Below are 19,424 nucleotides of genomic sequence, written 5' to 3'. Positions count from 1 at the left end.
GTTCACGCCTGCCCTCCCCTGCCGGCCCAGCGGTCGGTGAACTTCTGCAGGCCGGACAGGTAGTGCGGCAGCATCGGCCGGATCACCGCGCCGCTCAGCCCACTGAACACCACCCCCGCTTCGCGGATGCCTGGAGCCAGCACGGTCAGCGCCACCACCAGCCAGCTGGCCAGCATGGCGAACGCCAGCACGAAGCCGCCCAGCATCACCACGCGCAACAGCAGCGTGGACCAGCGCACCGCCAGTGCCGCCTCGGCCGCCGGCGAGATCCGGCCGGCGTCGATGTCCTTGAGGAAGACCACGCCGATCAGCGCGCCGACCACGGCCGCGAGGAACCACGACTGCGGCACCCCCAGGATGATCCGCTCGCTTCGCGTGATGACCTCGGTAGCCACGGCGCTGCCGGTGGCCGAGGCGGCCAGCGCGGCGAAGAGCTTGAGGCCGATGGACATGCCGCCATCCATCACGCGCGCACCCCCGCCAGCTCCACGCCGTCACGGATGACCTGGTCGCCCCAGAAGTTGCCCCCGTTCTCGTGGCGCGCGATCGCCTTGGCGAACTGGAACGCGGTCTCAGGCGCATGAATGTCCAACGGCCGGTCCGGCGCGACGCCCAGCGCGCTGGCCACCTGTCGCACGTACGCCGTGGTGTCGTTCTCGCTGGGCGGCGCCCAGCGCCGGATCATCTGATCGACCGTACGCAGCTTGTGCTTGTCCTGGTAGGTCACCAGGGTGCGCACAAGCGCCCGGAAGCCATACTCGGGAGTCAGGAACACGCAGAAGCGCTTCTCGCGCGCCAGCGCACCTTCGCTGCGGTCCTCGCCCTGCCAGATCACGTTCGGATTGCGGTCGAGGTTGCCTGGGTTGTTGTTGCGGACGCCGCGCGGTGCAGTCATGCGTGCAGTACTCGATCAGACGCGGGAAGAGGGCCCCGCCGCGCACGGCGGGGCGAGGTGGATCAGGCCGACTTGGGCACTCCGGCACCCGGCGTCAGGCGCACCAACACTTCGGTGGTGCCATTGCCCGCGGCGCGGACGGCATAGCCGAAGTTCTCGACATCGCCCGTGGTCGCGCTGGAGACGATCACGCGGCCCGGGCTGATGTCCCAGGTGACCGGGTCGCCGACATTGATCACGGCGGTGTTGAGCTTGGGCAGCGCGAAGACGCCCTCCACATGCGCGGCGATGGTGTCGCCGGTCGCGCCCTTGCTGACGGCGATGGCCAGCAGGCGTCCCTTGGTGATGACGCCGCCGCTCTCGACGGGCGCCTCCAGGGTGATGTCCAGGACGCGGCCGTCCTGATACTGATTCTTCATGATGGTTCTCCGGAGATCGTGACGGGTTGGGAATCAGGCAGCAGCCGGTGCGGGCGCCCGCGTGCAGCGGGCGCCCTGCGCCGTCACGCGCCGGGGTTCTTGTAGATGCCGCGGTAGTCGGCGATGGCCGGCGCCGCGTCCAGACGGACCTTCCAGGCGACGCCGTCGACGGTGAAGCCCTGCTGCTCTTCGAGGTACGGCGTCTGGTTGCCGTCCAGGTAGCCCACGACGATGCCGTCCACGAAGGCCGGGTTGGCGGTGCCGTACCAGGCGGTGGGGCTGGCATCGTCCAGGCGGCCGTCGTCGATCACCTCGAAAGTGTTCTGCACGATGTTGGGCGTGGTCAGGTTCTTGTTGCCGCCCACCTCGTACTGGCTGGCGCGCACCATGCGGGCCAGGCCGCCCAGCGCGATCGGCGTCAGCAGCGACTGCAGCGGCACGCGGATGCGGTGGCCGTCGGCATCCTTCTGACCGGCCATGGCCACGCGCATGGCGTCCACGCTCGCGGTGCTGATGGTCGCGCCCGTCAGCAGGTTGCCGTGGGCCGCGGAGAACAGCGCGTTGCCGTCGGCCAGCACCGGGTTGCTGTTGATGAGGTCGAACACCGCCTTGGCGATGGTGCGCTTGGCGGCCTGACCCATCTTGCGGGGCACGTCGTTGAACACGCCCAGGTCGTCGTTGATGATCGCCTGGCGGGTGATGGAGAACAGGCGGCCGTAGGTGACGATCTTCATCGCCTGCGACTGCTCGCTGAAGGTGCCCTGCTTGTACTCGCCGCCCTCCGGCACGATCAGCAGATCAGAGAACGCCCCCAGGCCCACCAGGTTGGTCGGCTTGAAGTCCGGCACGCTCACCGCCCGGGTGAACTGGTCGAACTGCTCCTCGGCCTCCTGGTAGCCGCGCAGCACCGCCGCACGCGAGGTGTCGCCCAGCAGACCCGGAAAATCACTGGTGCTGTGGGTGAAGGCCAGGCCGACGATGTCCATGCGGCTCATGCCCGCCGTGGTCACGCCGGCCTGGACCAGGGACTCGCGCGCCAACTCGGCCAGGGTGAAGCCGCGGTAGGGGTTGGCCGCGTCGTACTGCGCGGTGCCCGAACGCGCCTCGATGGCATTGCGCATGGCCGCACGGGTGCGGTCCCGCTGCTCGGGGCCGGCCTGCACGCGGGCGGCGCCGCCCAGCGGCTCGGCGCCGGTCGCCAGCAGCGCCAGGATGTGACGGCCGACGTTGTCGGCGGTCACCGCCGGGTCGGCCGCGGCGATCACGCCATCGACATAGCTGCGCACGGCCTGGTTGCCCAGATGCGGCTGGGCCAGGGCCAGGATGTCGGTGTTACGGGTCCGCAGCGCGGCCAGGACATCGGGCGGCGCCGCAGCAGCCGGAGCGGCGACCGGGGCGGCGGCGGTCACCGTGGCCGGCGCCGCGGCGGCGGTGGTGGTGGCGGCCGCGGTCGTGGCGGTGGTCCCGCCATTCGCATTCGCCATGATCTGCTGGTACTTCTGCTTCATGGTGGGATCCTCGATGTGGCCGATGACGGCCTGCTGGTGAACCTCGGGGAGCGAGGCGAAGGTCTGCGGCGTCAGCGCCGCGGTGATGTGGCCGCGCAGGCAGGCCGAAATCGGGGCGGGCGTGGACGGCAGCGCCTCAAGCAGCGAGCCGATGGCCACTACAGCGCCGGCACTGGCGGCCTTGGCCTGGCCCAGCGTCTCGATGCGGTCCACAAAGCCCAGCTCCAGCGCCTGCGCGGCCGTGTACCAGTGGTCCAGCCCATCGGTCAGCAGGGTCTGGATCTGGGCGGCATCGCCGGTCTTGGCGACGTAGGCCTCCTGCATGGCAGCGGCGTGCGTGCCCAGGCAGTCGATGACCTGCTGGAAGTCGTTGGCGTTACCGGCAGCGATGGTGTGCGGCGCATGCACCATGAAGATCGACGTGCTGTAGGCGACCACCTCGTCACCTGCCATGGCGATCAGCGAGGCGATGGAGCAGGCCTGCCCGTCGATGTAAACCACCTTGCGGCCGCTGTGCGCCTTGAGCGCGTTGTAGATCGCGATGCCATCGGCGGCGTCGCCACCGCCGCTGTTGATGCGCACGTTGAGCGTGCGCGCGGTGCTGGAGGCGATCTGCTCGGCCAGCTCCCGCGCGCTCACGCCGTCGCCCCAGAGACTCTCGCCGATGCAGCCATAGACCATGATCTCGGCCGTGTCATTGGCCTTGGCGGTGAGGCGCAGCAGGCAGCCGGTCTGCACCGTGCCACCCGCATCGGCGCGAACGCGGGGCAGCACGCGGCCTGGCGCGGCGAACGCACTATCGATGAGCGCCCAGGCCAGCAGCAACAGGCTGGTGAGCGAGGTGTAGATCCGTGCGATGGCCGATGCCAGCATCGTCAGTCCCTCGTGAGGAGTTGTGCGGTCAGACCGCGGCGGAAGTCGGCACGGGCCTCGGGGGAGGCCGGCGCGGAGGCGTTGAGACCGAGTTCGCTATTGCGCTGCTGCCAGTCCTGACGCTGCGCGGCGACCTCTTCGGGGTTGTTGCCGTACTGCAGCGTGTTCTGCTGCGGGCTGACCCAGCCGCGGTCCTCGGCCTCACCGCGCGCGGTGGCCTCCTTCAGCGGGTCGATCCACGGCATGACCGGGCGCACGTAGGTGGCAGCGGCGACATGCTGGAAGCTCCAGCCGCGCGGGATCCTGATCAGGCCGGCGAGCAGCGCGGCCTCAATGAAGCGCGTGCGCTGCTTGCGCACCGCCTGAGCGATGAACTGCTCGCCGAAGATGAGGTAGCCACCCCACTTCTCCACCAGTTCCTGGCGCTGCGCGCTGTAGGTGCCGTTGTAGTCCAGCGACAGGCTGCTGAAGCTGGTGCCGATGCCGCCGGCAGCGCGCCGCAACTGGTTGGTGACCCACTCGGCTGCGCCGGCGTTGGGCCGGTTGGAGTTGATGATCCCGACATCTTCACCGGGCAACAGGTCGTCCCAGATCATGCCGGGGGTCATGCGCATTTCGCGCACGGGCTGCCCGCTCGGCAGGACAGCGGTGGTGCCCAGAGGCGACTGGGTGCCGTCAGTGCCCTTCTTGATGTAGGCGCACATGCTGGCCGCGACCTTGGCGGCGATGCGCTCGGACTCTTCGTAGTCCTTGATGTCCTCGAAGCGCGACATGGCGCTTGCGAACACGCTCAGGCCGCGCACCTGATGCAGGCGCTTGACCAGGGCGAGCTGGCGCATGTTGTCGGCCGAGACGCGCTTGGTCTCGTTGGCCCAGCCGTAGGCGCTGCCGATGTCGCCGGGGTGCTGCTTGTAGACGTGCCAGGCCACCACGCGGCCCCAGGCGTTGCGCTCCGCGCCCTGCACCACGTTGCTGGCCGGGTCGTTGAGATCCAGCGGCACCATGTCCGCTTCGAGCATTTCGAAGCTGTAAGGCACCTCGGTGCCGTGTGGCAGCGTGCTGACCGGGCCAACTAGGTCCTGGAAGAACATCTCGCCGTCGCGGAACCAGCTGCGCGCCATCAGCTGCTGGGCACGGCCGTAGTCATGCATGCCGGTGACCTCCGGCGCATCCCACCAGGCGTCCCACAGGTGGTCGATGTCGCGCGCCAGGCCGCGATCGACTGGGCGACCGGGCTGCCGCGGGGCGGCCAGCACGTCGATGCCGCTGCCGCAGGTGTTCTGCACCAGGATGTTCAGCGCGTTATCGGCCAGGTCCAGGTCGCGCTCGAGGTGGCGGGCCTGGTCGCGCAGCTGCTTGGCGTCCATGCCCGTGATGGCCGAGCCGCTGCCCCAGTCGCGCGCCAGCTTGCGGCTGCGCGAGGGACGCGTGACCTCATGCGCGCGGGCCAGCACCTGACGGGCGGCAAAGGCCTCGCGCTCGCGCTTGTCGTCGGGCAGCTGGGCCAGCAGGCGCTGGCGCGCGGTGGCGGCGGTGCCCATCAGGTCACCCCGCCGAAGTCGGCGGTTGCGCAGCCGGGCCGGCTGGCAGAGGCTTCCAACGCGGCGCGCCGTTCCCACTCCTGCCGACCAGCGCGGATTTCCGGGAGATTGGCGTAGGTCAGCTCACGGTCGCCGAAGCGCACGCGCTGTCCACTGAGCACCTTCTGCTCGGCGTTCGTGTAGAGCGTGACCATGTCCAGGGCGGTTGCCATGGACAGCTAAGTTACGCAGGGGGTTGTGCCAAACTTCAATAAAAGCTGGCACAACCCCGCTTGCAAGTCACTGATTTACAAGGCGCGAAAAACTAATTTGTGCCTGATTTCAATGAAACTGTCTCAGGGGCAGGTTTTTCGCGGCTCTATGCTGCGTCGTCCCCACTCAGGCAGTGAACGCCGGTTCGATCGATAGCGAGATACCGGTAATTCGGAGCATCTCAATCCTCCCCGCGCGCAGTAGCGGCTTACCAATCACAGCGACCCGCTTGTTGTTCGCCAGAGCAACGGCATAGGCGTTGCCAGGCTTGGATACCGCTGGGTCGGTAATCAGCGCACGAACGCGCCGGAAGACGTATCCCTCAACATGGACCTTGGCAGAGCGCCTCTCCATATCTAGCTCGGTAATGAGGATGGTGTATCTGGGCATGGGATCAGCCTCACTCACGCTGCGAGCGCACATAGAGGCGCCGCTTGCTGCCGCGGCGGTGCTCGACCACGCGCCAGCCGTGGCGCTTGAGCAGGCAGCCGACACGGGTGGCCTGCGCGCGGTCTGTGGGGTCTACGCCGAGGGCGCCGGTGAGGATGTCGGACATGGCCACGCCGTCGCGGCCGTCCAGCCAGGCCAGCACCGCGCCGGCGCCGGGGAACTCCTCGGCCGGCCCGGAAAGCAGACCAGTGGGGCCGACCTCCTGCAGGAGATCCTCGGCCGCCATTTCTTCGACCAGGTCGATGCCGGTGGCGCGCAGCGTGGCGGCGTTGGCCGAGGCCACCGCACGGGCATGGGACATGCGCAGGGCGCGGTCCGTGCGCAGCAGGGCCTGGAAGCTGCGGCTGGCGGACACCAGCACGTCGGCGCGGTGGGTTGGGGCCAGCGGGACCGGCGGCGGGGCCGCGGCGCCCTGCCCCGTCACGAGCGCGTCGTAGGCGCGGATGACGTGGAGGTGGAAGGCGGCGCTGATCCACATCGCATAGGCGTAGACCAGCTCCTTGACGGCATAGGTGCCCTTGACGAAACCATCATTCAAGGTCTCCACTGCCGAAGCCGGAATTCCGGCTTCGGTAGCCGGATATTCGGCCTCGATGGTTTCAATCAGCTCAGCCGTTGACTGGTTCTCTAGCCATCGGCTGGGGCGGTGACGAGCCTCGCTGCCGCTGGCCTGATGCAGGTCATTGAGGCAGAAGCGGCCAGCTGCGTCCTGCCGGATCTGGGTATTGGCGATGATCAGCGCGCTCATGCCTGCGCGCCCTCCTCGCGCATGACGACTTGGCATGCTGCGCTGATTACCCGATGGAAGCGCTCGCGCTCCCGCGCGCAGGAGGCGATCCACCCCATCCCAATGCGGCAGAGTGCGTGCGCCCGCTCGTCGTCATCATCGATTGCCTGCGCGATGCTGGCGAGCAGGAAGTCCGCCTCCCGATCATGCTGGGCCTGCTCGTCCAGGAAGCCCGTCAGACTGGAGGCCAAGCCGCGCCGGCTGGCGTAGTGATCCAGGTCCTCGGCCGAGGGCGAGGGATCGGCATTGGCGGCAGGCTGGGCGGCGGCGGCCAGCGCAAGGGCGACACGGCGGGCCAGATCGGGCGGCAAGCGGGCGGCGGCGGCGGCGCCGAGCGCTTGGGAGACAAGGGAATCGATCACCGGCACGGCCGGCTGGGCAGAACGGGACATGGTGGGCTCCTCAGGATTGATGGAGTCCGACACCCGCTGCTAAACGAGGTGGCGGACGGTACGCGGTTAGCAGACCGGCCTGAGGACCGGCAGGCCTTGCGGCCTCCGCGCACCGCCCGCCATGGAACTGGCTGGCACGCGCCACCGGCAGGCTGCCGGCAAGAAAAAAGCGCCGGCATCGGCAGATGGGCGCTGGTGCGCCTCAGGTACCGGGCTGCTAAACCCGGCAGCGGATTGGGCCGCTGCGACGCGGAATGTGCGCCACGCGCCACGCTGTGTCAATATCCGGCCCGGGGAAATCACAGGGGAAGTGACATGGCGCTCATGCCGTGCCGCGAATGCGGGAAAGAAATCAGCAGCCTTGCTCACGCTTGCCCGCACTGCGGCGCTCCCATTGAGCGGATTCCTTCGGCAGCAGCTGCCCGCGCCCCCCTTCCTGAAGGTGGAGTCAGCTATCTCAAGGCCGCACTTGTACTGAGTGGCCTCGCGCTTCTCTTCTCGGTGATTTTGATCGTATACGCGAGCAGCCAACATCGACCAGAGGCCGACGATCGCGCGACGATCGACGTTTGCTGGGAAGAATACGGAAAGAAGTCTCTCGATCCGGCGAGCAAAAGATTTATTGCCTCGGCCTGCGAAAAAATGGAATCCGACTTCAAGCAGAAGTACGGGCGAGACCCGTAAGCCATGACCAGGAGAAGACAAATTCGCTACGCAATCACCTCGCTGGCAACTCTGATGCTGGCCAGCTGCGCCAGCGTGCCGGCCAATCTCAAAGGGCAAACGCATGTCGAACTCGACTCCCACGTAGCCTACGACGAAGCCTACCGAATAGTGGCACGCCAGATGCGCGCCTGCTATCGAGTGATTGGCATATTCGGTAACGGATTCGACATCCAATCGGACTTGGACACGCAGGCAAAACAAGGGCGCATCGAGCTATATTTCGTTGGAGTTACTGGCGCCAAGCCAGACTCGGACAGCAAAATTCCAAGGACTGTAACCATCTCCCAGCTCGGCACAGGCTCTCACATTGTTATCCAAGGTAATGGTGACCGGTACGTGTATTACACGAGTCAAGGCATCCGCGGCTGGCTGGATGGAAGCAATAAGTGCAACGGAAAATAAAGGGTGCCCATGGAAGACAACGAGCAGAACTACCGCCAGCACCTCGCCTACCTGATCAGCCGCACCAAATCGCGCGGGCATGGTCGCTATTTCAACAAGTTCGTCAACAAGTGCCGGGCCGAGGCGGCAGCAGCGTTTCCCAAGGGCGCCGCTGCCGCACACAAGAAGGACAACGAACTGACCGGCTGCCTCGCCGTCCTGGGCATCTTCGGCGCGCTGCTGGGCGGCTAGCCTGCCCGCCTCCAGCGCTTGCTCCGCTCGAAGAACTGGTCCACGAATGCCGCGCGCCGCCGATCCTCGCGCAGCGCCTTGGGCTCCTCGATGCCCAGCCGTCTGCACTGGCGCGCCTGCACGGCGATCTTCAGGCCCAGGCGCAGGCGCAGCAGCCGGAACTTCAGCAACGCCAGGCGCGCACGGATCACCGCGGCACCACCTTGATTGGCGCCTGCCATTCCAGCCGGTGGCTGTGCCGCCAGTCGTAGGTACAGTGGGTGACCACCACCACAAGGATGACGCCGATGACCAAGCCCAGGAAAGGCTCCAGCACCCCGAGGACATGAGCCAACATCCTAGAAAGCCATGCCAACCCCTTAACGACATTACCCATGACCACCTCCAAAACCACTATCAAGATCGATGGCGAGTTCAGCGCAACCGAGATCGAAGGTCTGCTGAGCGAACTGGCCGCGGCACGATCGGGCATGATGCCGGAAGTACCAACAGAACCACCGGCTGAAGGCGAATTTCTGCCGCAGCCAAACGCCTCATTCCGCATCCGCAGTCGCGCAAATGGCGGCCTCCGCGTGTGGCTCCGACACGAGGGCTTTGGCTGGATCCCCTTTGAATTGGAACCCGCTCAGGTCACTGCCCTGCGCGACTTCCTCGGCAAGAAGCTGGGCCATAGCCACACTTCTCACTGAAGGCTCGCCGCTCCCCTCCGGGGTTGCGATGCGCAAGGTGCCTGCGCTGTAGGTGCGTTCGATGATCATTGAGTTGGTCCTCTCATTTGCAGGCCGGGTCGTTGCCGCCATCCCGCCACCACCGCTCAGCAGCAGGCAGGCCACCAGGGAACAGGCGGTAGAGCTGGCGGCGCGAGATGCGGAAGTCGTCGCAAACCTGCTTGACGGTGCGGCCGGACTGCAGGGCGGCGCGGATCTGCAGCAGCGGGTAGGTCCGCTCTCCACTGGGGAAATACGGCTGCTGGCCGGCGAAGCACCGCATGACGGCATCGACGATGGGCGCGGACATTCGCTCGCTGATGCCGACATCGCGCAGCAGCGCTTCGGTCATCTGCTCGCGCAGGTCGTCGGCGCCCACGCTGCGGCGCTTGGGCGCGCTCACAGGCCCCACCCGTCGCGCGTGGCGATACTGCTGCGCTGCGGGGGCGCGGAGGTAGTCACCGGCGGATGCGGGGTGGCTTGAGCGGCCGGTGGCGGCAGCGCCTGCGGCGCTGGATTGAACAGGTCCTCTGGCGGCTGGAAGCGGGCCTCCAGCGCCTCCCACTGGGACTCGCGCACCATGTCGGCCTTCACCGCCGGCGCCAGGGAGGCCCAGATGGCGTAGACGATGGTGTCCAGCGGCTCGTTGGCCGCCCCCTTGGGACGGATCCAGTAGCCGCTGTCGGCGTCGTAGAACTCGACGGTGAGGCCCTTGTAGTAGCCAGGGGGCATGGCGCCCACGTCGGGGTTGAGCGGGTCGTGGACCTCGTCGCCACGACCGCCCGGGAAGCGGAGCATGCGCGTAGCCAAGTCTTCGGGCTCGCCCGCCTCGCTGGCCGCGGCACGGGCGGCCACGGCCGCCGTCAGCCAGCCGTACACCATGGTCTTGAGCACCGAGCCGCCGACGCCCCACACGCCGACGCTGCGGGCCAGCGTCTTCTCGCCCTGCCCTACTTCGGTCTTGGACGGCCGGTAGACGGCGCGCTCGCTGCGCCGCTCAGCGCGGCCGCGCACCAGGTAGACGGTCTGCATCTGGAAGCCGCTGCGGGTCTCGATGGCGCGCACGCCACCGCTGGTGGCGACCTTGGCCTTGACGAACTGGGCGACGGTCTCTGTCCAGTTGCCGCCGTCCACCGCGACGGCGGTGATGGCCATGTCCACGCCCGCGCAGCTCTTCCAGGTGCCCAGCAGCACCTCGTCCAGCGTGACGTAGGTCTCTAGTCGCGTTGGGTCCAGGTCCACCACGAGGTAATCGACCACCCAGCGGCGCTGGCCGCGACCGGTGGCGATGATCTGGACCTCGGCGCGGTCGTGGCCGAAGTCGACGCCCGCAGTCAGCACCAGGCCGCCGCGAGGCACGTGGCCGCGGTGCACGCCGGGCTCGGCCAGGCCGGCAACGACGTCGGCGTCCTGGCGGCTGCGCTCGCCCTCGTGCGGCAGGCCCAGCACCAGGTTGCGGAAGCCCGGCATCTTGGCAGGGTCGCGCTGCGCCTCGGCGCGCTTGTCGGCGATGTCCTTCCAGCTCAGGCCCAGGCCCAGCGGTGCGTAGGCGGCCCAGGCGTGGAAGCTGCGGTGGAACGGGTCCGCGTTGGGGTTGGTCGGCTTCCAGTAGGCGGTCCCGCCGTAGCCGCGCTCGGGCAGCATCGTGTCCTTGTGATGCTCCTCGATCACACAGCCGTGGGCCGCGCAGGCGAAGGTGCCGTTGGGCTGCAGCCGCTCTTCGTCCAGCGTCTGCTCGGCGCCGCAGTGTGGGCACTGGACCACGTAGACGCACATGTCCCCTGCCGCGTGTCCGGTCTCAATCGCGCTGGCACCGGCGATGGTGGGCGTGCAGGCCCGGTAGAGCTTGGCGCGATCGCCGTAGGACATGGCGCGTGCCTCCAGCTGCTGGTCGGCCGGCCCCTGACCACCCACGTCGCGCGGATACTCGTCCACCTCGTCCTCGAAGATGTAACGCGCGGTGCGCTGGCGCAGCTGCTTGGACGAGTTGGCCCAGATCACCCACATGGTGCCGCCGGGATAGCGCTTCTCCAGGGTGTTGTCGGTATCGAGCTTGGACAGCAGGCCCGGCATCTCCATCACCGCAGGGTCGAACTTGGACGCCGCCCAGCTGCGCGCCAGGTCTTTCACCGGCTGGGCCACGATCATGGAGTCCGCGCCGCGGTCGATGACGTAACAGGTCCAGTTGATGCCGATCTCAGTGGCGCCGATTTGGGCGGACTTCATGAAGTCCACCACACGCACCGGCGAGTGATCGGACAGGCAATCCATGATCTCGCGCAGGATGGGGTTGCGCGCGGTGCGCCAGGGGCCGGGCTCTGCACCCGCGCCCTTGGCGATGATCCGGTAGGTGTCGGCCCACTGGCTGACGGTCATGCGCGGGGGAAGCTGCCAGCCCCGCTCCCACGCGCTGGCGACCACTTCGCGTGCCTCGGCCAGATCGACGTCGTAGATGACCGTGTCCAGGCTCATGCGGCATCCACCTCCGCGTCAGCGGCAGCTTCGCGCCGGTCTTCCAGCAGCGTGCGGGCGCCGCGGCGCATGTCGTCGGCGATGCGCCTCACCTCGGCCTCCATCAGCGCCTCGCAGGCGCGCGGATCGCTCTCGGCCGCGACGGTAGCGCGCAAGCGGCTGGGCATGCCCATCATCGCGTTGAGCGCCTGGCGCACCAGGGTGAAAACGGCGCGCTCGGCCTCCTTGGCCCGGATCAGCTCCTTGGACAACTCGCCCAGCTCCAGCTCGGCCGTCCGCGCCCGCGCCAGCCGTTCGCGGCGCACAGCCTCTTGGGTGCTGATGGCATCCAGCGGTATCGCATAGGTGGGCAGCGGCTGGCGTGGCACCTCCGCGCCAGCGGAACGGTCGCCGCCGCGCACCGGGTCGGTCACGTCATCCAGCAGCGCATCGCTGGCCGCCACGCGGATCAGCTTACCGTCGGCCGACATCACCAGCTTGCCCTGGCGGCGCATCCGCCGGATGTAGCTGTCGCTGCAACCGCGGTGGACGGCGAATTCGGCAACGGTCATGGTCGCTTCGGAACTCACAGCGCCCCCAATGTTCCACGCGGAACCAAACGGCAGAACCGAAGATGCACGAAAAATGGGGTCCGAATTACCCGCAGCCGGGCACCCCGCTGGGAGGACCCGAAAGTTCCACGATTCCCGTGAAACATGAGGTGAGATCGGGTCGTCCACACCGTCCGGACCCCAGGGGCGAGGTGTGGACAGCTGGAACGCGCGCCGCTACTTGGCTGTCCACTCTGTCCACTCTGTCCACACCTTTTTGAGGAATTCTTTAAATGTGTTGAGTTGCAGATTCCCATGTGCGCGCGCGAAAGGTCTGGACGGTGTGGACAGGCCCGCCATGCTTGGCTGAAGGTCTGGACAGCAGGTTTGGACGGTCTGGACGGTCTGGACAGCACCGGAGGCCAGCGGTCAGAAGGGCACGTCATCGACCGCCTCCAACTGCTTGCGCTTGGACTCACTCATCCACCCATCCACGTCGAAGCCCACGCGAAACCACCTGGGCTCGCGCCCGCCGTCCGGCCACCTACGTCGCACGGTCTCCCATCCCAAGGTCTTGAGAATGTTGGCCACCCGCATCTGTTCGGGCTTGCCGTGCTTACCGGGGTCAAGCCCGATGGCATGCACCAACACCTCGTCGGTGGTGCACCAGGTCAGCACCTCGTCCCCGGCTGCGCCAGGCCTCATGGTGGTCACCGGCACCCTGTCTGGATACTTGCCCGGGTCGCTGCGTACGTCGACCCATCGCTCTACCCTGCCCTCCCAGCTGTCGCCCACGTACCGCGCGGCCTGTTGCTCGGCTGCGTCCTCTGGCAGCAGCCACCACTCGAAGCCAGCGAGGAACATCTGCACCGCCTCGGCCCACAGCTGATCCCGCGCCGCTTTGATCGCCTCGATGCGCGCCTCGCCATCAGTGCGCACCGGCAGGAAGCGCCGGCCGCCAGTCGGGTCGCGCAGGTACTGATGCTCGTTCGTGGTGCCCGCGAAAACGCACTCGCGCCGGTAGCTTCGCGGAACGCGCTCATAGGGCGCACGAAACTTGTCGACACGTCGGGTGATAGCTGTCTTGACGCTGGTCACATCACCTTTGCTGAAGCTGTCCATCTCGCCGATCTCGACGCCCCAAGCGCCTTGGATCACCTGATAGAAGTCTTTGCCGCTGGGTGATTCGCTGGTTTCGACAAACCACTCACTGCCGAAGATCGCGCGCAGGCTGCTGGACTTGCGCTTTCCCTGCTCGCCTTCCAGTACCAGCATGAAATCCACCTGCGCGCCGACGTGAGGCTGCTTGGGGTCCTCCCACAGGATGCGGGCCACCGCGCTGACCGCGAAGCATTGCGCTGCGCGCCTGCTGTAGGTCGTGTCTGCGGCGCCGAACATCTCCACAAGCATCGCCTCGACGCGTGGCTGTCCATCCCAAACCAGTGAATGGAGGTAATCGCGAATTGGGTGCCTCCGATAGCGGCGCGCCACCGCGATGACGCTTTTTAGAACAGCCTCGTCGCTGCATTTGGCGTTGTAGTTCTTCGGGTGCTGCAGCCACGCTGCCAGTTCGTAGGCGTCCGAGTCGATGAACTCGGTCCGCTTGCCACCGCTCCACGGTGGGTCTCGCGTCAGCTCGATCTGGTTGCTGCTGTCGTTGAGCCACCAAAGCTTCGCCAGGCGCTTGTCGTTGTCGAAGATCAGGATCAGGTTGTGCAGCGTGCCCTCGACGTTGCCGTCACGGTTGAACGTCAACTGCTCCTTCCAGCTCTCGCTGTCAGGCGGAGGCGAAGCGCCACCGTCGACCACGCGCAACTTCCCCTGCTTGCTCATGCTCCAACCTCGATCTGCTGGACGCGCGTCGCCGCCCAGCTGGCCAACTGCTTGGGCGTCCACCCTTCATCGATCGCGTCCGCGATATCCCAGCCTTTCGGCTGGCCCTCGGTGTCGATGGCCCGCATCGACTTGACGCCGATGCGGTGCAGGTACTGCGCAACGCCCATGTGGAAATGCCCGGGCACGTCCCGCCAGCCGAACATCGCCTGCTGCCCGGGCTCATCGGCGTCGGGCCACAGCACGACATCGCGCCCAGCCAGTGGACTCCAGTCCACGTAGGACACCCCCTTGCCACCGCCCGGCCAGGTCACGCTGACGTACATCGGCAGCGCGCCAGCGCAGGCCGCGCGACATTTCTCGCCCTCGCTTAGCAGTACCGGCGCGTCAGGCCGCGTTGCCAGCTCATCAAGGCCGCACAGCGGCCGTGGCTTGGGGAAGTGGTTGATGCACCAAGTCTGCGCGCCATCGGGCCCCACGCACCACGTCACCGTAGGCGTGATCTTGCCGTCGTCGAACTCGCAGCGCAGCACGTAGCCCAGCAACCGGCCGTCGTGATGCCGATAGGCATCGGCGCGCGTGGGCTTGAAGCGCGACCACTTGTCCCGTTTCGGGTTCCACAGCGGCACTGTCCAGCCGCTGTCATCGCGGAACAGATCCGGGATGCCGGCCGGCACCGGCAGCACCGGCCGCCACATTCCCGCCGCTGGCTTTGCGGCCGTCGACTCGGGGGGCGCGATGCCCCGCGCTGGCGCGAACTCGCGGTTGCCCAATCGCCCGCACGCCTGGGGGAAGGACAGGCTTTCGTACGCCATCAGGAAGCCGATGGCATCGTGGTGCGCACCGCATCCAAAGCAGTGCGCAAAGCCCTTGGCTGGGCTGACGTAGAAGCTTGGCGTGCGCTCTTCATGGAAGGGGCAGCGGCCCCTGTACTCCTTGCCGTCCTTCTTCAGCTGCACGTATGCGCCCACGACCTGGACGATATCCACGCCCGCCAAGACTGCGGCGGTATCGATGCGACCAATACTCACGCTGCCACGCCTCGCGCTGTCCTGCTAGGCTCGGTGGACACACACAGGGAGGTATCGGGAATGGCAAACCCAGCACCGGTTTCGCTTGGCGATATTGCCAAGCGCGTTGAGGCGCTCGAGGCGGAGCGCGAAGTGCTTGTAGCTCTTGTCGGAGCACTAGTGCACGGATTGGCGCCGAACAATTCGGCGTTGAGAGACGCGCTCACGGATGCTCTCCAGAGCGTTCAGGTGAAACACCCTCTTGGCAGCGCGAAGAAGGAGGCGGTGATGGCGGCTGTAGCGCGGACCGGTCTCGTCCAGAAACTGGGTAATCTTTAGCCGAACTGCGGGCGGCAGCTGCACGCCACTGCACTCGCATCTCCTCGCGCAGTGCATTGGCAGCCTCGGACCCTCGCTTGGCGCTGATGCGCGCCATCAGCTGATCTATCTTTCCAGGAACGCCGTAGCCATGGGCGAGCCAATGGCGCGCCTCACATTGCCGTCGAAAGTCTTCGATAGCGGCATTTTCGCTGCTTGCGCTCATGGCCGTGAGACCAAGCGGAGGCAGCCCTGCCCCGCATCCGCCGCAATCGCCTCGCGGTGGCGCTGGTCGCGTTCGGCAATGCCTGCCTCGCCCAGCTCGCATGTGGTGTCGCCATAGAGCGCCTGCAGTGCGGCCTGAAGGCCGCGCGAGGCACTCGCGGTCGCCACGGCCTTGGGCCAGTCGCGGCTCACCTTGCTTTGCGAGGGCGGGCGCGAGCGATACACGGCAGTCAGACACCACGGCCCCGGTTTTGCTGGACGCGATGTTCGTCCGCGAGGGCGCAGTCGATGCAGAGCCGCGCGCCCATGGCCGTACGCGCCGGCGCGATCGGCTCCCGGCAGTCCGCGTCCTCGCAGTGCGTCAAGCCTGGCCGGGTTACGCGCCGGGCGAGGTGCTCCAGCGCATTGGCCAGCTGTGCCTCGGTCTGAGCCTGCACGCGGTCCATCAAGTCACCCATGGCGCACCGCCTGTTGCCTGGCCACCGCTCGCAACTTGCGCAACAGGATGAGGATGGCACTGATGCTGCCGTGGCAGTCCTTGGCAACCTCGTTGAGCTCGTTTAGGGTCAACACCTCATCGGCGAGCGCATCGTGCAGCTCGCGCGCCAACTCGCCCTGGGCGGCGTTGAGATCCAGGACCAGCTCCATCACCGTCTCGTCGCCGCGCACGTCGTCCGACACCGGTGTGAGGACGTAACCCAGGGCGTGCGCCAGGTCATGCAGGATCCGGTGGTCGCCGGTGAGGTCCATGATGCACTGGGCCTCCACCAGTGACAGGTGGTGCGTGGCGGTCTTTGGATTGACTTTGCTGTTGAGCACAGCTGCCGACATCCCCAGCCGCGGCGCGAGGCTCTCGCTTCCGCCTGGGTACTGATGCACGGTGGCATGCGCCGAATCGACAACGTTCATGGACGCCCCCTGGAAACGTATTCCTGATTCTTGCCGCGCAGCACCATGTGGGCATGCCGTCGAATGCGCCACTCCGCTTCACCGCCCTGCGCCACTTCCACACCTTGAGAGGCGCAGGCGAGGTGGCTGCAGTTTTTTTTCAAATGGAGCCCATTGCTGATGGACGCTGCGGATGTGACCCCGACAACGACACCGGCAAGCGGCATGAACGCGCATCCGGCGCTGGTTGCAGCGCCGCACGTGCAATCAATGAACTCAGCCGTGTACGGGACACGCACGCGGCGAGGAGGGATGGATTCCGACATATCAGGCGGCCTCAGCCGTGGTGGGTTCGCTGGTGTCGCGCGGCGGACCTTCGCCGCGCTCGTGCAGGTCGTGCAGGCGGACGGCGGCCATGCCGCTGGGTGCCTTGGTCCGGCCCTGCTTGATGTCGCTGACGGCCTGGGGCGATAGGCCGATGGCCTTGCCGATGCCGGTCAGAGACCAGCCCAGGGTTTCGAGGGAGGAAATGCAGGCGGACCAGTTCATGGAACGCAATCTATGGCATCCCATAGCTCGATGTCAACGGGATGCCATAACGGTTTCCCATAAGAATTTGCGGATGACCGTAGGTGAACGAATCAGGCAGGCCCGAGACAAGATGGGCCTCAAGCGACCAGCGTTGGCCGAGAAGGCCAAGATCCCCTATTCGACCCTCGCCGGAATAGAAAACAACGACCAGAGCGGCACTACCCAACTTCCACAGATTGCATCGGCGCTCGGAGTGTCCGTGCACTGGCTGCAGACTGGGAAGGGGTCGATGGTCGCAGATGAGTCCGGAGATCCCGACTGGAAGGACGTGCTTGGCTACGCCCAGGCGGTAGGCGCCGGTGCCGGCACCGAAGTACAGGAATACGCAGAGACGCACGCGCTCAAGTTCCGAGCGAACAGCCTGCGGCGCAAAGGACTTCTTAATCGCCGACTGGCCGTCTACTACGCCAGCGGCGACAGCATGGAACCGCGCATCCACTCCGGGGATGCGCTGCTATTCGATCAGGACGACGTCCAGCCTGTGCACAACGGGCTCTACATCGTCACCTGGCGAGGCGAGCAGTACGTAAAGCGCATCAAGATGGCCGACGACATCGTGCTGGTCGAAAGCGACAACCCCAGGGGGGACCACAACTGGGGACGCCCCAAGCGCCTGGACAACAAGCGCGAACCGGTCAGCATCGTGGGGCGAGTGCGCTGGATTGGGAGCTGGGAAGATTGAACTCGCCGCCTTCCAGCCTCATCCCAGATGAGATTGAGATAGTTGAGGTGCTTGGACGCAGCAGCCAAGGCATCACCAAGCCATTCCGCTGCGTCGGCGCAGACGAGCACACCTATTTCGTGAAAGGCCGCTCAGCAGGCACACGCAGCCACCTTTGTGAATGGATCGCCGGCCAGCTGGCCGCCGCATTCGGACTTGAGTTGCCACCTTTTGGACGCGCGCGTGCGAGCGTGCTGCTTCTGCCCGCCATCCCGGATGGATCGGATCTGGGGCACGCTGCCGGTTTTGCCTCACGCGAGGTCCCCAACCTGGCGGAACTTACCTGGTCCAGCGTCCAAGATGTCCCCCAGAACGTGCGCAGGGATGTCCTATTGCTCGATTGGTGGCTGCACAATAACGACAGGACCTTGACCAGCCATGGGGGCAACCCCAATCTCCTATGGTCGCCCAGTGAAAGCCGTCTGGTCACCATCGACTACAACCAGGCATTTGACCGCGATTTCAACGTCTCCGCGTTCACGAAGCTGCACGTCTTTCGTCACGATATCCCTGGGCTTCAACAGGATTTGTATGCACGGGCAGACTATAGTGAGCGACTGGCGAGCGCCCTAGCGCATTGGGATCGGATCCAAGCTTCGATCCCCCTGGATTGGCTACATCACGACGAAGAAGCGAGCATCGCCACGGACTTTGACCTTTCGGCCAGCCGTCGGCTTCTCGAGCGCTACACCCAAGACGATTTCTGGAATTTTTCCTCATGACTATGCGCGTCCCCTGCCAATACGCCATCGTAGAGTTCATGCCCTACCCCGAGACGAACGAGTTCGCCAACGTCGGGGTGGTACTGGCGTGCGCGCCTTTTCGATACCTGGGCGTCAAGCTGGCCGCGCCCCGCCGCAGCAAGCGCATCACGGATTTTTGGGAGGGCCTGGATGCACGCATTTATCGCGAGGCGATCAAGTACGTCGAGCGCGACCTCCAGCGCATCAGTGTCGAGGTCCAGGAAGGATGGATCTCAGCCGGGCCAGCTTTTGCCGAGATCACGCGCCCGCGCGAGACTCTGATCCGCTACAGCGCACCCCGCGCCCTGATGGTTACGGGCCATCCAGATGAGGCGCTGCTGCGGTTGTTCAATCGCCTGGTGGAGCGCGACTTCGCCACGCGCGAGTATCACGAGCAACGCCTGACGGCATTGATTGGCAAAACATTGTCAGCTGCGAACCTGCGCGCACGCTTCAAAGCGGCACAGGTGGGCAATGCCGACTACGAGGTCAAGTTCCCTTACGTCCATGAGGATCACCACGGGAAGCCGCAACTGGTGATCAAGCCGCTGCATCTCGCTCAGGAAGAGGCCAGCAAGGTCCTGGACCATGGCACTCAGTGGGTTGGCCGCATCGCACGCCTCAAGCGGCACGGCGCACTGCCCGGAAAGCTGCTGTTCGCAGTCGACGCAGCTCAAGACGGCCGTCCAGGCCGTGCCGCCAAAGAGATCATGGACGACCTTGGCCAGCTTGGCGCCGACATCTTGCCCGCTAGCGATCGGATGCGCATCGTGGAGTTTGCGCGCGAGGCGCAACCCCTGCTGTAGGCGTGCCCGCGCTAGCTCAATGATCTGCAGACCCCGCTCCGGCGGGGTTTTTTTGTGAGACTCGAGAAAGTTATGGGATACCGTTGACAACGTTCTATGGCATC

General features: G+C 66.2%; 29 protein-coding genes. 8 read left to right on the top strand and 21 right to left on the bottom strand.

Annotated features, from left to right (window positions below; translation table 11 throughout):
• Positions 1-2: 2 nt before the first annotated feature.
• From EAT51_RS07925 to EAT51_RS07885, 9 genes are all read right to left on the bottom strand, one after another.
• Positions 3-452: a hypothetical protein gene (locus EAT51_RS07925; RefSeq protein ID WP_228257853.1), complete on the bottom strand. Its 450-nt coding sequence runs from the start codon at positions 450-452 to the stop codon at positions 3-5.
• An 11-nt stretch (positions 453-463) separates the two neighbouring features.
• A complete protein-coding gene (locus tag EAT51_RS07920) occupies positions 464-895 on the bottom strand; it encodes a structural protein P5 (RefSeq protein ID WP_130561474.1) in 432 nt (143 codons plus the stop codon).
• A 62-nt stretch (positions 896-957) separates the two neighbouring features.
• The gene (locus EAT51_RS07915) at positions 958-1,314 is read right to left on the bottom strand and encodes a DUF2190 family protein (RefSeq protein ID WP_130554074.1); all 357 of its coding nucleotides are present in this window, start codon (positions 1,312-1,314) and stop codon (positions 958-960) included.
• 83 nt (positions 1,315-1,397) lie between these two features.
• A complete protein-coding gene (locus EAT51_RS07910; protein ID WP_130561473.1) occupies positions 1,398-3,695 on the bottom strand; it encodes a ClpP-like prohead protease/major capsid protein fusion protein in 2,298 nt (765 codons plus the stop codon).
• A gap of 2 nt (positions 3,696-3,697) precedes the next feature.
• A complete protein-coding gene (locus EAT51_RS07905; RefSeq protein WP_130554076.1) occupies positions 3,698-5,236 on the bottom strand; it encodes a phage portal protein in 1,539 nt (512 codons plus the stop codon).
• A complete protein-coding gene (locus tag EAT51_RS07900) occupies positions 5,236-5,448 on the bottom strand; it encodes a primosomal replication protein PriB/PriC domain protein (RefSeq protein ID WP_130554077.1) in 213 nt (70 codons plus the stop codon). The genes EAT51_RS07905 and EAT51_RS07900 overlap by 1 nt, the downstream gene beginning before the upstream one ends.
• Before the next feature lie 166 nt (positions 5,449-5,614).
• Complete coding sequence (locus tag EAT51_RS07895) at positions 5,615-5,878, bottom strand: DUF7947 five-stranded beta-barrel domain-containing protein (RefSeq protein ID WP_130561472.1); 264 nt, start codon at positions 5,876-5,878, stop codon at positions 5,615-5,617.
• Between the two features lie 10 nt (positions 5,879-5,888).
• On the bottom strand, positions 5,889-6,686 hold the full coding sequence (locus EAT51_RS07890; RefSeq protein ID WP_165422697.1) for a KilA-N domain-containing protein: 798 nt from the start codon (positions 6,684-6,686) through the stop codon (positions 5,889-5,891).
• Positions 6,683-7,117 (bottom strand): hypothetical protein, encoded by a 435-nt coding sequence (locus tag EAT51_RS07885; protein ID WP_130554080.1) that lies wholly within the window; start codon positions 7,115-7,117, stop codon positions 6,683-6,685. The genes EAT51_RS07890 and EAT51_RS07885 overlap by 4 nt, the downstream gene beginning before the upstream one ends.
• 315 nt (positions 7,118-7,432) lie before the next feature.
• Between EAT51_RS07885 and EAT51_RS07880 the strand changes: the two genes are divergently transcribed.
• The 3 genes from EAT51_RS07880 to EAT51_RS07870 are packed head-to-tail and all read left to right on the top strand — an operon-like array spanning position 7,433 to position 8,476.
• On the top strand, positions 7,433-7,801 hold the full coding sequence (locus EAT51_RS07880) for a zinc ribbon domain-containing protein (RefSeq protein WP_130554081.1): 369 nt from the start codon (positions 7,433-7,435) through the stop codon (positions 7,799-7,801).
• Positions 7,802-7,804: 3 nt separating this feature from the next.
• Positions 7,805-8,245, top strand: coding sequence for an LPS-assembly lipoprotein LptE (locus EAT51_RS07875; protein ID WP_205965165.1), 441 nt, complete (start codon positions 7,805-7,807; stop codon positions 8,243-8,245).
• A gap of 9 nt (positions 8,246-8,254) precedes the next feature.
• The gene (locus EAT51_RS07870) at positions 8,255-8,476 is read left to right on the top strand and encodes a hypothetical protein (RefSeq protein ID WP_130554083.1); all 222 of its coding nucleotides are present in this window, start codon (positions 8,255-8,257) and stop codon (positions 8,474-8,476) included.
• Here EAT51_RS07870 and EAT51_RS07865 read toward each other — a convergent pair.
• Both EAT51_RS07865 and EAT51_RS20270 read right to left on the bottom strand, forming a co-directional pair.
• Positions 8,473-8,667: a hypothetical protein gene (locus EAT51_RS07865; RefSeq protein ID WP_130554084.1), complete on the bottom strand. Its 195-nt coding sequence runs from the start codon at positions 8,665-8,667 to the stop codon at positions 8,473-8,475. The two genes, EAT51_RS07870 and EAT51_RS07865, sit on opposite strands and share 4 nt — an antisense overlap.
• Complete coding sequence (locus EAT51_RS20270) at positions 8,664-8,813, bottom strand: hypothetical protein (protein ID WP_165422008.1); 150 nt, start codon at positions 8,811-8,813, stop codon at positions 8,664-8,666. The genes EAT51_RS07865 and EAT51_RS20270 overlap by 4 nt, the downstream gene beginning before the upstream one ends.
• A 37-nt stretch (positions 8,814-8,850) precedes the next feature.
• On the opposite strand from EAT51_RS20270, the gene EAT51_RS07860 reads away from it, so the two are divergent.
• Positions 8,851-9,165: a hypothetical protein gene (locus EAT51_RS07860; protein WP_130554085.1), complete on the top strand. Its 315-nt coding sequence runs from the start codon at positions 8,851-8,853 to the stop codon at positions 9,163-9,165.
• An 82-nt stretch (positions 9,166-9,247) separates the two neighbouring features.
• On the opposite strand, the gene EAT51_RS07855 is transcribed toward EAT51_RS07860, so the two are convergent.
• The 5 genes from EAT51_RS07855 to EAT51_RS07835 form a co-directional block, all read right to left on the bottom strand.
• On the bottom strand, positions 9,248-9,562 hold the full coding sequence (locus tag EAT51_RS07855) for a helix-turn-helix domain-containing protein (RefSeq protein ID WP_130561470.1): 315 nt from the start codon (positions 9,560-9,562) through the stop codon (positions 9,248-9,250).
• Between the two features lie 20 nt (positions 9,563-9,582).
• Positions 9,583-11,655: a terminase gpA endonuclease subunit gene (locus EAT51_RS07850; RefSeq protein ID WP_130554087.1), complete on the bottom strand. Its 2,073-nt coding sequence runs from the start codon at positions 11,653-11,655 to the stop codon at positions 9,583-9,585.
• The gene (locus EAT51_RS07845) at positions 11,652-12,206 is read right to left on the bottom strand and encodes a hypothetical protein (protein WP_228257852.1); all 555 of its coding nucleotides are present in this window, start codon (positions 12,204-12,206) and stop codon (positions 11,652-11,654) included. Before EAT51_RS07845 ends, EAT51_RS07850 begins: the two co-directional genes overlap by 4 nt.
• A 408-nt stretch (positions 12,207-12,614) precedes the next feature.
• Positions 12,615-14,018 (bottom strand): virulence-associated E family protein, encoded by a 1,404-nt coding sequence (locus EAT51_RS07840; protein WP_130561469.1) that lies wholly within the window; start codon positions 14,016-14,018, stop codon positions 12,615-12,617.
• A complete protein-coding gene (locus EAT51_RS07835) occupies positions 14,015-15,049 on the bottom strand; it encodes a CHC2 zinc finger domain-containing protein (RefSeq protein ID WP_228257851.1) in 1,035 nt (344 codons plus the stop codon). The genes EAT51_RS07840 and EAT51_RS07835 overlap by 4 nt, the downstream gene beginning before the upstream one ends.
• A gap of 60 nt (positions 15,050-15,109) precedes the next feature.
• On the opposite strand from EAT51_RS07835, the gene EAT51_RS20265 reads away from it, so the two are divergent.
• Positions 15,110-15,367 carry a hypothetical protein gene (locus tag EAT51_RS20265; protein ID WP_165422696.1) on the top strand — a complete coding sequence of 86 codons (258 nt, stop codon included), beginning with the start codon at positions 15,110-15,112 and terminating at the stop codon, positions 15,365-15,367.
• Here the strand turns inward: EAT51_RS20265 and EAT51_RS20900 are convergent.
• The 5 genes from EAT51_RS20900 to EAT51_RS07810 form a co-directional block, all read right to left on the bottom strand.
• Positions 15,252-15,572, bottom strand: coding sequence for a DUF7696 family protein (locus EAT51_RS20900; protein WP_425599566.1), 321 nt, complete (start codon positions 15,570-15,572; stop codon positions 15,252-15,254). The genes EAT51_RS20265 and EAT51_RS20900 overlap by 116 nt on opposite strands.
• A 229-nt stretch (positions 15,573-15,801) precedes the next feature.
• Positions 15,802-16,029, bottom strand: a complete 228-nt coding sequence (locus tag EAT51_RS07825; protein ID WP_130561468.1) for a TraR/DksA C4-type zinc finger protein — start codon at positions 16,027-16,029, stop codon at positions 15,802-15,804.
• Entirely contained in the window at positions 16,022-16,480 is a 459-nt protein-coding gene (locus tag EAT51_RS07820) for a phage regulatory CII family protein (RefSeq protein ID WP_130561467.1), read from the bottom strand. Before EAT51_RS07820 ends, EAT51_RS07825 begins: the two co-directional genes overlap by 8 nt.
• Positions 16,477-16,785, bottom strand: coding sequence for a hypothetical protein (locus EAT51_RS07815; protein WP_165422694.1), 309 nt, complete (start codon positions 16,783-16,785; stop codon positions 16,477-16,479). Before EAT51_RS07815 ends, EAT51_RS07820 begins: the two co-directional genes overlap by 4 nt.
• Before the next feature lies 1 nt (position 16,786).
• Entirely contained in the window at positions 16,787-17,008 is a 222-nt protein-coding gene (locus EAT51_RS07810) for a helix-turn-helix domain-containing protein (RefSeq protein ID WP_130561465.1), read from the bottom strand.
• A 73-nt stretch (positions 17,009-17,081) separates the two neighbouring features.
• Between EAT51_RS07810 and EAT51_RS07805 the strand changes: the two genes are divergently transcribed.
• Genes EAT51_RS07805 through EAT51_RS07795 form a run of 3 tightly spaced genes read left to right on the top strand, consistent with a single transcriptional unit; the run spans position 17,082 to position 19,320 of the window.
• The gene (locus EAT51_RS07805) at positions 17,082-17,732 is read left to right on the top strand and encodes an XRE family transcriptional regulator (protein ID WP_130561464.1); all 651 of its coding nucleotides are present in this window, start codon (positions 17,082-17,084) and stop codon (positions 17,730-17,732) included.
• Complete coding sequence (locus EAT51_RS07800; RefSeq protein WP_130561463.1) at positions 17,729-18,493, top strand: HipA family kinase; 765 nt, start codon at positions 17,729-17,731, stop codon at positions 18,491-18,493. Before EAT51_RS07805 ends, EAT51_RS07800 begins: the two co-directional genes overlap by 4 nt.
• Positions 18,490-19,320, top strand: coding sequence for a DUF3037 domain-containing protein (locus EAT51_RS07795; RefSeq protein WP_130561462.1), 831 nt, complete (start codon positions 18,490-18,492; stop codon positions 19,318-19,320). The genes EAT51_RS07800 and EAT51_RS07795 overlap by 4 nt, the downstream gene beginning before the upstream one ends.
• Positions 19,321-19,424: the final 104 nt, after the last annotated feature.

This window comes from Pseudoxanthomonas winnipegensis, assembly GCF_004283755.1.
Classification (GTDB): domain Bacteria; phylum Pseudomonadota; class Gammaproteobacteria; order Xanthomonadales; family Xanthomonadaceae; genus Pseudoxanthomonas_A; species Pseudoxanthomonas_A winnipegensis.
The sequence above is the reverse complement of the archived record's forward strand: the minus strand, read 5'-3'. Positions and strand labels throughout refer to the sequence as shown.

Bases quoted from the DNA above. Each gene is read 5' to 3' on its own strand.
- EAT51_RS07880 (WP_130554081.1), top strand. From the start codon at position 7,433: ATGGCGCTCATGCCGTGCCGCGAATGCGGGAAAGAAATCAGCAGCCTT.
- EAT51_RS07875 (WP_205965165.1), top strand. From the start codon at position 7,805: ATGACCAGGAGAAGACAAATTCGCTACGCAATCACCTCGCTGGCAACT.
- EAT51_RS07815 (WP_165422694.1), bottom strand. From the start codon at position 16,785: ATGTCGGAATCCATCCCTCCTCGCCGCGTGCGTGTCCCGTACACGGCT.
- EAT51_RS07850 (WP_130554087.1), bottom strand. From the start codon at position 11,655: ATGAGCCTGGACACGGTCATCTACGACGTCGATCTGGCCGAGGCACGC.
- EAT51_RS07900 (WP_130554077.1), bottom strand. From the start codon at position 5,448: ATGGCAACCGCCCTGGACATGGTCACGCTCTACACGAACGCCGAGCAG.
- EAT51_RS07845 (WP_228257852.1), bottom strand. From the start codon at position 12,206: ATGACCGTTGCCGAATTCGCCGTCCACCGCGGTTGCAGCGACAGCTAC.
- EAT51_RS07860 (WP_130554085.1), top strand. From the start codon at position 8,851: ATGACCACCTCCAAAACCACTATCAAGATCGATGGCGAGTTCAGCGCA.
- EAT51_RS07820 (WP_130561467.1), bottom strand. From the start codon at position 16,480: ATGAACGTTGTCGATTCGGCGCATGCCACCGTGCATCAGTACCCAGGC.
- EAT51_RS20270 (WP_165422008.1), bottom strand. From the start codon at position 8,813: ATGTTGGCTCATGTCCTCGGGGTGCTGGAGCCTTTCCTGGGCTTGGTC.
- EAT51_RS07795 (WP_130561462.1), top strand. From the start codon at position 18,490: ATGACTATGCGCGTCCCCTGCCAATACGCCATCGTAGAGTTCATGCCC.
- EAT51_RS07925 (WP_228257853.1), bottom strand. From the start codon at position 452: ATGTCCATCGGCCTCAAGCTCTTCGCCGCGCTGGCCGCCTCGGCCACC.
- EAT51_RS07905 (WP_130554076.1), bottom strand. From the start codon at position 5,236: ATGGGCACCGCCGCCACCGCGCGCCAGCGCCTGCTGGCCCAGCTGCCC.
- EAT51_RS07920 (WP_130561474.1), bottom strand. From the start codon at position 895: ATGACTGCACCGCGCGGCGTCCGCAACAACAACCCAGGCAACCTCGAC.
- EAT51_RS07910 (WP_130561473.1), bottom strand. From the start codon at position 3,695: ATGCTGGCATCGGCCATCGCACGGATCTACACCTCGCTCACCAGCCTG.
- EAT51_RS20265 (WP_165422696.1), top strand. From the start codon at position 15,110: ATGGCAAACCCAGCACCGGTTTCGCTTGGCGATATTGCCAAGCGCGTT.
- EAT51_RS07895 (WP_130561472.1), bottom strand. From the start codon at position 5,878: ATGCCCAGATACACCATCCTCATTACCGAGCTAGATATGGAGAGGCGC.
- EAT51_RS07885 (WP_130554080.1), bottom strand. From the start codon at position 7,117: ATGTCCCGTTCTGCCCAGCCGGCCGTGCCGGTGATCGATTCCCTTGTC.
- EAT51_RS20900 (WP_425599566.1), bottom strand. From the start codon at position 15,572: ATGAGCGCAAGCAGCGAAAATGCCGCTATCGAAGACTTTCGACGGCAA.
- EAT51_RS07890 (WP_165422697.1), bottom strand. From the start codon at position 6,686: ATGAGCGCGCTGATCATCGCCAATACCCAGATCCGGCAGGACGCAGCT.
- EAT51_RS07825 (WP_130561468.1), bottom strand. From the start codon at position 16,029: ATGGGTGACTTGATGGACCGCGTGCAGGCTCAGACCGAGGCACAGCTG.
- EAT51_RS07810 (WP_130561465.1), bottom strand. From the start codon at position 17,008: ATGAACTGGTCCGCCTGCATTTCCTCCCTCGAAACCCTGGGCTGGTCT.
- EAT51_RS07805 (WP_130561464.1), top strand. From the start codon at position 17,082: ATGACCGTAGGTGAACGAATCAGGCAGGCCCGAGACAAGATGGGCCTC.
- EAT51_RS07840 (WP_130561469.1), bottom strand. From the start codon at position 14,018: ATGAGCAAGCAGGGGAAGTTGCGCGTGGTCGACGGTGGCGCTTCGCCT.
- EAT51_RS07870 (WP_130554083.1), top strand. From the start codon at position 8,255: ATGGAAGACAACGAGCAGAACTACCGCCAGCACCTCGCCTACCTGATC.
- EAT51_RS07915 (WP_130554074.1), bottom strand. From the start codon at position 1,314: ATGAAGAATCAGTATCAGGACGGCCGCGTCCTGGACATCACCCTGGAG.